The sequence below is a fragment of the Pseudoalteromonas sp. M58 genome, assembly GCF_042604605.1.
Classification (GTDB): Bacteria; Pseudomonadota; Gammaproteobacteria; order Enterobacterales; family Alteromonadaceae; genus Pseudoalteromonas; species Pseudoalteromonas tetraodonis.
In genome coordinates, this window is record NZ_CP152390.1 from 556,540 (window position 1) to 568,217 (window position 11,678).

11 protein-coding genes are annotated in these 11,678 nt (G+C 38.3%); 6 read left to right on the top strand and 5 right to left on the bottom strand.

Going from position 1 to position 11,678, the window contains the following annotated elements; genetic code table 11:
• Positions 1 to 38: 38 nt before the first annotated feature.
• Positions 39 to 608, bottom strand: coding sequence for a glutathione peroxidase (locus AAGD16_RS02605; protein ID WP_024601214.1), 570 nt, complete (start codon positions 606 to 608; stop codon positions 39 to 41).
• Between the two features lie 88 nt (positions 609 to 696).
• Here AAGD16_RS02605 and AAGD16_RS02610 point away from each other — a divergent pair, with 88 nt between their 5' ends.
• The 3 genes from AAGD16_RS02610 to AAGD16_RS02620 all read left to right on the top strand — a co-directional run bounded on the left by AAGD16_RS02610 (position 697) and on the right by AAGD16_RS02620 (position 4,451).
• On the top strand, positions 697 to 1,185 hold the full coding sequence (locus AAGD16_RS02610) for a GNAT family N-acetyltransferase (RefSeq protein ID WP_013464075.1): 489 nt from the start codon (positions 697 to 699) through the stop codon (positions 1,183 to 1,185).
• A 110-nt stretch (positions 1,186 to 1,295) separates the two neighbouring features.
• Complete coding sequence (locus tag AAGD16_RS02615; protein ID WP_013464076.1) at positions 1,296 to 3,287, top strand: ATP-binding protein; 1,992 nt, start codon at positions 1,296 to 1,298, stop codon at positions 3,285 to 3,287.
• Between the two features lie 36 nt (positions 3,288 to 3,323).
• Entirely contained in the window at positions 3,324 to 4,451 is a 1,128-nt protein-coding gene (locus AAGD16_RS02620) for a PleD family two-component system response regulator (protein ID WP_024601216.1), read from the top strand.
• 103 nt (positions 4,452 to 4,554) lie between these two features.
• Here AAGD16_RS02620 and queG read toward each other — a convergent pair whose 3' ends face one another.
• The 4 genes from queG to AAGD16_RS02640 all read right to left on the bottom strand — a co-directional run bounded on the left by queG (position 4,555) and on the right by AAGD16_RS02640 (position 8,605).
• On the bottom strand, positions 4,555 to 5,688 hold the full coding sequence (gene queG / locus AAGD16_RS02625) for a tRNA epoxyqueuosine(34) reductase QueG (RefSeq protein ID WP_377113441.1): 1,134 nt from the start codon (positions 5,686 to 5,688) through the stop codon (positions 4,555 to 4,557).
• Positions 5,689 to 5,758: 70 nt separating this feature from the next.
• Positions 5,759 to 6,979 (bottom strand): methyl-accepting chemotaxis protein, encoded by a 1,221-nt coding sequence (locus AAGD16_RS02630; RefSeq protein ID WP_033104345.1) that lies wholly within the window; start codon positions 6,977 to 6,979, stop codon positions 5,759 to 5,761.
• 58 nt (positions 6,980 to 7,037) lie between these two features.
• Positions 7,038 to 7,742 (bottom strand): glycerophosphodiester phosphodiesterase, encoded by a 705-nt coding sequence (locus AAGD16_RS02635; protein ID WP_377113446.1) that lies wholly within the window; start codon positions 7,740 to 7,742, stop codon positions 7,038 to 7,040.
• Positions 7,739 to 8,605: a DMT family transporter gene (locus tag AAGD16_RS02640; protein ID WP_377113449.1), complete on the bottom strand. Its 867-nt coding sequence runs from the start codon at positions 8,603 to 8,605 to the stop codon at positions 7,739 to 7,741. The genes AAGD16_RS02635 and AAGD16_RS02640 overlap by 4 nt, the downstream gene beginning before the upstream one ends.
• A gap of 328 nt (positions 8,606 to 8,933) precedes the next feature.
• On the opposite strand from AAGD16_RS02640, the gene AAGD16_RS02645 reads away from it, so the two are divergent.
• The 3 genes from AAGD16_RS02645 (at position 8,934) to AAGD16_RS02655 (ending at position 11,545) form a co-directional block, all read left to right on the top strand.
• Complete coding sequence (locus AAGD16_RS02645; protein ID WP_377113452.1) at positions 8,934 to 10,037, top strand: sensor histidine kinase; 1,104 nt, start codon at positions 8,934 to 8,936, stop codon at positions 10,035 to 10,037.
• Positions 10,034 to 10,648 carry a DNA-binding response regulator gene (locus tag AAGD16_RS02650; protein WP_213610787.1) on the top strand — a complete coding sequence of 205 codons (615 nt, stop codon included), beginning with the start codon at positions 10,034 to 10,036 and terminating at the stop codon, positions 10,646 to 10,648. Before AAGD16_RS02645 ends, AAGD16_RS02650 begins: the two co-directional genes overlap by 4 nt.
• A 162-nt stretch (positions 10,649 to 10,810) precedes the next feature.
• Positions 10,811 to 11,545, top strand: coding sequence for an enoyl-CoA hydratase/isomerase family protein (locus AAGD16_RS02655; protein WP_024601222.1), 735 nt, complete (start codon positions 10,811 to 10,813; stop codon positions 11,543 to 11,545).
• Positions 11,546 to 11,678: the final 133 nt, after the last annotated feature.

Below are 11,678 nucleotides of genomic sequence, written 5' to 3' on the forward strand. Positions count from 1 at the left end.
TAGCAACATCTTAGTAAGGTTAAACTGAAAACACAAAGTTAAAATGCACTTTTGATTGTGCTTTCTAGTTTTGCTGAATCCGGTGCTACGCGGCTGTTAAAGCGCGTAATCGTTTTGCGATCGGCCGATACCACGTATTTATAAAAGTTCCAGTTTGGTGAACTGGTTTGGGCGTTTAAATGCTTGAAAATAGGGTTTGCGTCACTACCACGTACTGCGCTGGTGGCCAGCATAGGGAAAGTAACACCATAATTTACATAACACACTTTTGCGGTATCTTTTTCATCGTTCTCTTCTTGAAAAAAATCATCTGATGGAAAGCCTAATACCACCAAGCCTTCGTCTTTGTATTTATTATAAAGCGCTTCTAAACCTTCAAATTGCGGCGTAAAACCGCAGTTACTCGCAGTGTTAACAATTAAAAGAGGCTGGTTTTTAAAATCGCATAAGTTAATGGTTTCAGTTGAGCGCAACTTTCTAAGTGAAACATTCGTGAAATCATTGCAGGTGTTTGCATCTAATGAAGGGGCGGGCGAGTCTGCGGCATATGTATTTAGCGAAACACAACTTAACGCGAGGGTTAAACCAAGTATTATTTTTTTTATCATGCTATTACCTTAAGTGCGTTTTTAGAGTATTTATGTAACTTATCATACGCTACTATAGGCTAAATTGATCAATTTTACTTTATTTTCTATGACTATACGTTTAGCAAAACCTGATGATTTAACTGCCATTGTTGCTATTTACAATGAAACTATCCCTAGTCGAATGGTCACCGCCGATACCGAAGAGGTGACCGTCGCTGATAAACAACCTTGGTTTGATAGCCATACTGCTCAACGCCCTATTTTTGTTTACTGTGAGAACAACCAAGTATTAGCGTGGCTTAGTTATAAATCGTTTTATGGTCGCCCAGCTTACGATGGCACCGTTGAGTTAAGCATTTACATTACGGCAGCAGCCCAAGGAAAAGGGTTGGGTAAAAAGCTGATGCAATTTGCACAACAACAAGCCAAGCAGCTTAATATAGAAGTATTACTTGGGTTTATTTTTAGTCACAACGAACCGAGCATTAAATTATTTAAGCATTTTGATTTTGCAGTATGGGGAGAGCTGCCTAACGTAGCAAGAATGGACAATCAGCTGTACAGCCTGACTATTTTTGGTAAGCATTTAACCTAGTACCATAACAAAAGGCAGCAAAATTCACTTTTACGTAGGTGATTATGCTAAACCAAAAATTCTAGACTATGCTGAAAAGGTGTTTAATTAACTCTTTAAAGTGTGTCTAAATGGCGAGAAAAATACTTATTATTGATAGCAGTAGCATGATTGCTATGCGCTTAAAAGTGTTATTAGAACTAATTGGCTGCCAAGTTGAATTAGTCCACTTTGCTATGTTTGATGAAAATACAGACATAGACATTTATGACTTGTTGGTATTTTCTCAAGGCGTGCCAACCGATGTTGTATCGATAGTTGTTGAGAAAGCGACTTATCAATCATTTTTGTTATTAGCGCCAAAAGCAGAATCAGGGGAGTTGCTTAGCGCATTTTCCAAATTAAATGACTTGATACCCAATGCCACCATTATCTACCCCTTCTTTTCCAATAAAGAAATAACGTCTTTAATTGAGGCCTTATTAGAGATAGGTCCAGATCACATTTTTAAACTGCCGACAATTTTACTCGTTGATCATGTTAATGAGCGATTAGAGTCACTCAAAAGTAGCCTTTATGGCGCTCATATTGAGGTATACACCGCAACAAACCATGATGAAGCAATTAATATTGCCAAGCTCAGGAGTATTGATATTTTAATCAGTGACTTTAGCTTACAACCGGGTTCTGGTTTAGAGATATTTTCGAGTTTAAAAAAAATACAACCGCATAGTCGTTGCTTGTTAGTAACCTCACGCCCTGAACAATCTATGTTAGAAGCCATTCGCCAAGGTGTTGAAGATGTTTTAATTAAGCCTTTAAATGACAATGTGTTACTACAGGCTGTACATAAATTATGGCAAACCGAGCTGCTAAAACGTCACAATGCTGAGCTAGTAGAAAGATTACAAGAAACAGTTGATGTGCTGATTGAAAAAGACAGCCTACTGCAGGTCATTTTTAAAAATACCCCCGATCCTATTTTATTATTTGAACGCAAAGGCAAGATAGTCGAGGCCAATGATGCCTGCTTAAAATTATTTAATTTAAAGTTTAAAAAGCTCATTGCTCACTCGTTATTTCATTTTTTAGATGATGACTCGGTGCAGGCAATAAAAGATAAAATCTCTACATTAAACAGTAATCGTCAATTTAGTTGTGACTTACACATTGTAAATAAAGACGGAAGTAAAATTCCGCTAGTTGGATCATTTAATGAAATAGACCACCATGGCGAAATAGCGTTAGCGGTTATTTTTAAAAATGTTAGCCATTTAAAACAAAAAGAAGATCTACTGTTGGAAGCCAAAGATCTTTTAGAAGAGCAAGTAAGGGCACGTACTTCACAGCTTGAGCATGCGAAAAATATTGCCGAAGCGGCTAATCTAAGTAAATCAGAGTTTTTGGCAAATATGTCGCATGAGCTAAGAACCCCTATGCACTCTATATTGAGCTTTTCACGTTTTGGTATTAGCAAGTTACAAGAGGGTGATTTTAGCAAAGATAAACTTTTGAAGTATTTAACTCGTATTGAGTCAAGTGGGCAAAGACTACTATCGTTACTTAATAATTTACTCGACCTTTCTAAATTAGATGTTGGTAAATTTCCATTCAACCCACGGGCTTATGATTTAGCGACTATTGTTAAAACCAGTATTGATGATGTTGCCGGTATTGCTATTGAAAAAGATATAAATATTGTTTTTAGCTCTGATAACGCGCCGATTGTTGCACAGTGCGATGAAGAGCAAATAAATCAGGTTTTGAGAAATGTATTGAGTAATGCACTCAAATTTAGTGAAGAGCACAGTACTGTTGAAGTTGTAATGCAAAGAGACGATGACAATGCAAACATTGCAGTGATAGATAGCGGTATAGGAATACCTGAAGAGGAACTTGAAACGGTTTTCAATAAATTTGAGCAAAGCAGTAAAACGAATAGTGGTGCAGGTGGAACCGGGTTGGGTCTTACCTTGTGTCGTGAGTTTGTTTCATTGCATCAAGGCAGTATTAAAGCATGCAATAACAGCCTTGGTGGAACAACAATTTCGATTCAAGTTCCTTTAGAAATAAACTTAGATGAATACCTAGCTGATGAGCAATTAGTGAAAAATAGCGGCTAACAATCGAATTGTTTTAATTTATATGGATGAAAAATTATGGCTTTAACTAAAATTCTTGCAGTCGACGATGAACCATTTAACCTCGAAATAATTGAAGAAATATTAGAGGATCTTGATTTTGAACTTAAGCTAGCTTCAAGCGGCCCTGAATGCTTAAGTATGGTTGAAGAGTATATGCCTCAAGTTATATTACTTGATGTAAGTATGCCAAAAATGAATGGTTATGAAGTATGTAAAGAGCTTAAAGCTAACCCCATTACCCATGACATCATCGTGATGTTTGTATCTGCAAGAGGTACGGTTGAGGAGCGCATGGAAGGTTATTCAGTAGGCGCGGAAGACTATATTGTAAAACCGTTTGGGCACGACGAATTAAAGCAAAAACTGAATAAACTAAATCAAGTCTTAATAGAAAAACAACAGCTTGAAAAGCAAGTAAAAGAAGCGACCTCTACCGCCTTTAATGCCATGGCAAATAGCAGCGAAATGGGTCAGATAGTAAATTACATTGAAAATATTGGTTTTATTAACGATATACAAGAGCTTGGCAAAGCATTAGTAGAATGCTTACAGGCATTTGGCCTACAAAGTAATATTGAATTTAGATGTAACGATACTAAGTCGCACTTTGCGCTCAATGGGGTGTGTTCTCCAATTGTAATTGAGTTATTTGAAATGCTTAAAAGCAAAGGACGATTGCATGAGTTTTCTCATCGCATTTTGGTTAACTACGAGCTTGTGAGTTTACTGATTTTAAATATGCCAGAGCATGACGAGCAAAAGCACGGACGCATACGTGATCATATTTGCTTTATTGTAAGTGTAACCGAGCAACAATTACGAGCCATTACCACCAAGCAGATGCTGGTATCGCAGCAGGAGCGGTTAAATAAAGTTGCCGGTACTGTGCATAGTAAGTTTCATCGTTTAATTGGGATGTTGAACGACAGTCGTATTAATAACGAAAAAGTATTTAAGCATTTACAAGAAGAACTCGAAGAGCGGATCCCAACTATGGGATTGGATGAAGACCAAGAAATTTTTATTTATAAAAAAGTAGACGAAACCATACAAAACTCGGTTGCACGTCAGGAGTCAGTGGATCAAGTTAAAAAAGCCTTTGCAGAAATAGAGCAAGATCTTGCTTTATTGTTGAAAGGTTAAAGGTGCGGGTTACGGGCTGCGAGGCGCGGGCTAAACTCGTCGCTACGATTAGGCAGATAGCTTGTATCAGCGACATTATGTCGCGTTTTTTTAGGCAATAGGCTTACGCGTCTCTGGGTAGGCCTTTTTCAACAATCCGTATTAGCCGTGCTGTTTTGCGCAGCTTTTGTCTTTGTTTATCATGTTGCTGGGTAAGTGCCCATTCTATGTGCTCATTCACCATGTCACTGACCGTTTTGCGTTTATCTTCAAGTGCATGAATAATCGCTGGGCTAAAATCTGCGTTGCCTAAGCCAACCGCTATATTTCGTAACCAACGCTCATGGCCAATGCGCCGAATAGGGCTGCCCTCGGTATTTGTTAAAAAGGTAGTTTCATCCCAGGCAAATAACGCGAGTAAGTCTTTATTTTTTAATTGTGTACGGGGGTGGAAGTCTTGCTCGTCGGTAATTTGTCCATAGCGATTCCATGGGCACACTAACTGGCAATCATCGCAACCATAAATGCGGTTACCCATTAAGGTTCGGTATTGCTCTGGAATAGCCCCTTGATGCTCTATGGTTAAATACGATATGCATTTACGTGCATCTACCACATAAGGTTTTACAATAGCGCCGGTAGGGCAAAGGGTTATACAAGCAACACATTTACCACAACCTTCGAACGTGTTTTCATCATCAATAGGCAGTGGTAAATCTACAAATAACTCGCCTAAAAAAAACCAAGAGCCAGCCTCTTTATTAATTAATAAAGAATGTTTACCTCGCCAGCCAAGCCCTGCTTTTTCAGCTAATTGACGCTCAAGCACTGGCGCTGAATCAACAAAAGGCCTAAAGCCATAGTCACCTACCTGCTGTTCAATTTTTTTACCTAATTGCTTGAGCCGATTACGCATTAATTTGTGATAGTCACGGCCAAGCGCATAGCGGCTGATATAGGCTTTCTCGTTATTTTTAAGGTTTTTGGCAAAGCCTGAATCTGGCGGCAGGTAATTCATTTTTACTGAAATAACTCGTTGCGTGCCAGGGACTAGCTCGCTAGGGCGGGCGCGTTTCATTCCATGTGCAGCCATGTAATCCATTGAACCATGATACCCTGCATCAAGCCAACGCTGAAGCTGTGTTTCATGCTTAGTTAAATCAATGTCAGTAATGCCCACTTCACTAAAGCCAAGTTGTTGGCCCCATAATTTTATTTGCTGGGCTAGCTGTTCATAGTTTGGTTTTACGTCGCTCACATACTTCACACAGTTAAATGACAAGCCGCTTAATTTAGCATAATCGCGGCTTGGGTGAAATTGTTATTGCCTAATCTACAAAGCGTTTTAACTGTTGTTGGGTTTGTTGGCTTAGCTTTTGTGATTGTTCAGAATCATGCAGTGCTGTATCTATTTGTTGCTTGGCTTGTTCGCCTAGCGCCACAATTTGCTCAACCGATTCATGCGTTTGGTTTTGGGTATCTTCGAGCAAGTGTACGGCATTGGCTATTTGCTGCAATTGTTGTTGATTAAGTTCAAACTCATTGAGCATTTTACCAAACCCATCAGAGGTGGTGTTAATTGATGTTTGCGCATTATTTGAGTGGTTTATTAATTGCTCTGACTCTTTATTCGTTTCATTAACGAGCTCATTCATTTGGGTAATAAAATCACTAATTTGGCGTGTTGCGTCGCTTACTTTAACCGATAGGGTACGAACTTCATCGGCAACCACGGCAAAACCTCGCCCCGCTTCACCAGCGCGTGCCGCTTCTATGGCTGCATTTAGTGCTAATAAGTTAGTTTGATCCGAAAACTCTTCAACCATTTTTAAAATACTGCGAATGTTTTCGCTGTTCTCTTTCAAGCCCGCAATCGTTTTAGAAAAACTACCCAGCATTTCATTAATAAGCCTTACCTGCTCAACTAGTTTTGATAGCTCACCAGCAGAGAGCTTTACAAAATTAAGGTGTTCATTATTGACCTGATGTACGCTATCAGTGTTGCTTACTATAGCCTGCAGGCTTTGGGTAATTTGATTACTGGCATTAATAATGGTGTGGCTTAAATTAATTTGCTGCTCACTCAATTGTTCAGTGTGTTGCATTGATTGCGTTACTTGGCTGTTACTCTGCACACTCTCTTGGGCGCTGGTATAGGTAGTGCTTAATAAACTATTTAAATGGGTAGTAAATTGATTGTATTGCTCACTTAAGTCTCTAAATTCATCAAACGTGAAATGGGGTAATTTGGCTGCTAAATTCGCATCTTGTTGATTAATATTAATGAGCGTATCGCGCATTGCTTTTACCGGGCGCACAATTAAAAAGCGCATATAAAAAATAGTAAAAATAAAGCCTGCAATAATAAGTAGCGCAAGTGCCCAAAATAAGCCAGTGCTTTGCTGGTTTTCGGTTAAACTACTGTGTAACCAAAACAAAGTAATGGCTTGAAATAAAAAAACAAAACTTAAATTCCCAACTATTTTTCGGGTTAAAGTATAAAACAGTGTTTGTTCTAAAAAATTATAAATACGCATGTAGCTACTCATTAAATAGTGACCTACTAAATTATTGTTTTTATAGCATAAATGGCAATTAAATAATTAGTTATAGTTCATTTAATTGCGCTAAATAATGCTTAGTTCGTTCAGGGTCGTTAGTAAAAATACCATCAACACCACAGGCAAGCATCAGTTTAATATCTTCGACTTCATCTACGGTGTAAGCAAATACTTGTAAACCGCGCATTTTGGCATCGTCTACAAACGGTTTGTTCATAAAGTTTTTGTCAATATGAATGCTGTAGGCGTGTAAGTCTTGTGCAAACTTTGCATACTGCAATGGAATTGATGCAGTAAGTGCGCCAATTTTAAGCCACGATAAACGGCTCTTTAGCCAGTGTAGTTGATGATGATTAAATGATGAAACTAAAATATTGTCAGCGGTTATTTTTTTGTTCGCAATGTTACTTTCAAGCACGGTTGCAAACTTTTCAAGTTCAAAGGTATGCTTTAGCTCTAAATTGAGTAAGGTTTGGTTATTATTCCAGTCTATTAATTGCTGCAAAGTAGGGACTTGTTCGCCATTTCCTGCATCAAACTGTTTAATTTGCTGGGCACTAAAGTCGCACACTTTGCCTTTGCCATTAGTGGTTCTATCGAGGTAGGTATCGTGAATAATAACGTAATCATCAAGCGCGCTTTGTACATCAACCTCAATGCCATCTACATTCGCTTTTAACGCCGCTATAATGGCGCTTTGCGTATTTTCGGGGAAGTGTGTGCTTGCGCCTCTATGTGCAAATATTTTCATGGCTGCTTTTTCCGTGAAATTGACCAAGTTTCAAAGCACGCAGCACTAACAATCAGTGTGCCACCGATCAGGGTCATCACTGAGGGGCGTTCGTGCAGAATAATTATAGCCAGTATTGTGCCATAAAGAGGCTGTAAGCAAGAAATCAATCCAGCGGTTGCTGCTGATAAATGTTTTAAACTCGCTGCAAATAACGAATGCGGCATCGCAGTAAACACCACACCGGCAATAAGCAGTAATATTAAATCAGTATCATTAATTTTTGTTATGGGTACTTCAATAAAAGCACACAGCATCAGGCTTGCCACTAAGGTTTGGTAAAACATGGTTTGCGGTCCACCATACTCGCTAAAGTAGCGTTTATGAGTAATATTACGAAGAGCAAAAAATAATGCTGATACCACGCCCGTCACAACACCTAAAGTGATGTCATCGCCTAAATTAACGTTAGGGATCAATAAATAAATGCCAAAAATCACCACCACAGCACTTATTATATCTTTTGTTTTGGGCTTACTTTTATTAAATAGGGGTTCTAAAAATACCGTGATCACGGGGTAGGTAAAAAAGGCTAACATGCCCACGGTAATTCCCGCCAATTGCATGCCTGCAAAATAGGTTACCCAGTGAATACCTACGGCAACGCCTAATAAAATGGCAATCACATAATCTTTAGCGCGATGCAGCTTAATTGGTTTTTTTTGCAAAGTTAGCAGCACACAAATTGCCAGCCCAGCGATAGCCGCGCGATAAGCGGTAATATCTAATGCATTCAAACCAATTAGCTTTGCGAATAAGGCGGTACCGCCAAATAAAAGTACGGCAATGTGTAAGTAAATTAAGCTTTGTTGTTGGGACTGCATTAAATTTCCTGGTCACTTTTTTTGGCTATATTAGCATTGCTTTTACACTCAGAAGATGAATTTTTCTATTTCATGACAAATGTCAGCCAAGTTAATGACACTTCACACTCTTATCTATTTTACCCACTGGCATAGTTACCTTACTTATATTGGAGGGTGTTATGAATTCTTTAATTTTAACAAGCTTAAGCATTAGCGATTTTTTAGAAACACTAAGTTTTACTATCACTTATGTAGATTGTTTTATGTTCGTATGCATTTTTATGTTATTTGTATTTATTAATAAAAAGAGTGCTATAAATAAAAATAATAGGCCAGAGGTATTGGTATGAGCTCGGTTAACAGGTTTTCTCAGCAAAGCGATAAAGATTTTTGGAAATATGGTCATTTAGTTTTTACCGGTTTTTATTTACTCCCGATGATCATTGATTTTGCTAACTTTACAGCTCATCAAATCACCTTGTCTTTAGCCTTTTATATTGCGTTTATATTGTTATATGTAAAAGCAATAAATTGCAAAAATGGGGGAGTAACTAAGTTATTTATCGCTATGTTACTGGTGTGTTTTAGTGCCACTTTTTATAGCGCTGGTACACCAACCTTATTTGGCTTTATAGCTTATGTAGCGGGCTATACATATAGCAATTATCAAAGAGTTTATGCCGCATTAGCGATAATTTTAACTGTTTTGCTAAGTTCATATGTGGGTGACATAGCCAAGCTTGAGTACTTTTTAGCGGTGGCTTTAATTTTATGTGCGGCCCTATTTAGCTATGGCATAGCGGCAAAAAGAGAGCATTTACATAAAATTCGTGAGCAAGAAAGCGCAAAGCAATTAGAGCAGCTAGCAGCCATTGCTGAACGTGAGCGCATAGCCCGAGATTTACACGATATTTTAGGTCATTCATTGTCATCAATAGCTTTAAAAGCTGAGCTTGCGAATAAACTAAATCAAGGCGAGCGATACGATCAGGCCAATAACGAAATTGCCCAAGTAGCAAACCTTGCAAGGCAATTGCTTAGTGATGTAAGAAACGCGGTAAGCGATTTAAAGCAACTCGATCTAGTGAGCCAAATCGCACAGCTAAAACAAACGCTTATAGCGCAAGGTTTTAACATAAAATTTAACGTTAATTTAGCGACCTTACCCGTTAAAGTAGAGGGCATTGCGAGCCTTATTATTAAAGAGTCGGTTACTAATTTATTACGCCATAGCAGTACAAAAAACGGCTCTATCAATATAAAGCAAACAAAGCAGCAATTAGTTATTAACGTTATTGATAATGCGCCATGCACTACATTAAAAGCAGGTAATGGTTTAAATGGCATTAAAGAGCGGGCTGAGCAATTAAATGGCAATGCAACATTTACCTGTGGCGACACATTTACTTTAACTGTTGTGCTGCCACTGAGTGCTGAGGATTTAAAATGATCAAAGTATATTTAGTTGAAGACCAAGCGCTGGTTCGCGACGCAGTTGCAGCCTTATTAAGCCTTGATTTCAATATTGAGGTGATTGGTCAAGCAAGTAATGGCCAAGATGCGTTAAATGAAATCAACGCGCTTAGTAAAGACTTACACCCAGATATTGTTTTAACAGACATAGAGATGCCAAGCATGAATGGTATTGAGCTTAGTGAACAAATTGCCGCTAAGCACCCTGCAATTAACATGGTAATTATGACCACCTTTTCGCGAGCCGGTTATATTAGGCGTTCTTTAAGTGCGGGTGTTAAAGGTTTTATTTTAAAAGAAGCGCCAAGCGAAGAGCTAATCAATGCGCTTAAAAAAGTAATGCAAGGGCAAAAGGTTATTGACCCAGAGCTGGCAATTAACGCATTAGACGATACCGATCCACTCACAGATAAAGAACGCAAAGCGTTAAAACTTGCAAGTGATGGATTAAAAACCAGCGAAATAGCAAAACAGCTTTATATAAGTGAAGGCACAACGCGTAATTATTTATCCGATGCAATTGCTAAACTCAATGCCACAAACCGAATTGATGCAGCACGTATAGCCCGACAAAAAGGGTGGTTGTAATTGTGCGAATATTTAAACGCTATGGCTTAAGCTCTCGCTCCTTTAATGGTTACAAAAATAGACGCTTTATAAATTTCATACAACGTATTACTATTCTATTTATAATTATAAAAGTAATGAAAAGTGCTAAAAGCGCAGCTAAAAGCACTAAATGAGGGTCTAATGACAGCATTAATAGAAATTACCACGCAAGGAAGCACGGCTATCCTTACTATGAATACAGCAGAAAACCGCCATAATCCAACCTTTATAAACGAGTTTAATCAACACCTAGATACGATTGAGGCTAACGAGCATATTAAAGCGGTGGTGTTAACTTCAAGCAGCGATAAAAGTTGGTCGTTAGGCATTGATTTACAGTGGATGGCAAACCCTGACAACACACCACAAATAATTGCCGATTTTATGAACTCGATAGGTGCCTTGTTTAAACGTATTGTTACTTTTCCTATGCCTATTATTGCCGCGCTAAACGGCCACACTTATGGTAATGGTTCGGTACTGGCGTGTGCCTGTGATTTTCGTTTTATGAAATCAGACAAAGGCTTCTTTTGTTTCCCCGAAGTCGATGTATTAGTGCCGTTTGTACCGTCTATGTTTCCGATTATTAATAAAGCGATTAATCCGCAATTTTTTAACCGCTTAGCCATGACCGGTGAGCGCGTTGATGCGCAAAAATTATTACAACATAACGTTATAGAGGCCACCTTTGCTGATGAGCAAGCCTTGCAAACGGGTGTGTTAGAGTTTGCGCAAAGCTTTAATAAAAATCGCTGGATATACTCTCAAAACAAAACCCAAATGAACAAACCAATACTCGATGTTATGGCTGCACAAGATGCGGCTTTTATTGAACACATCAGCACGCTATTGTGGAAGAAACTACAGCAAAAGTAAGCTGTTTATATAAAAGTGAGTAAACATCAGCACTTCTATTTTACTCACTTTTAAGCTCTTAAATTAAGTACATGTTAAGCGTTATTTATTTATATTTTCACAAAATGCAAAAGGTAATAACGCTTTATTAAAA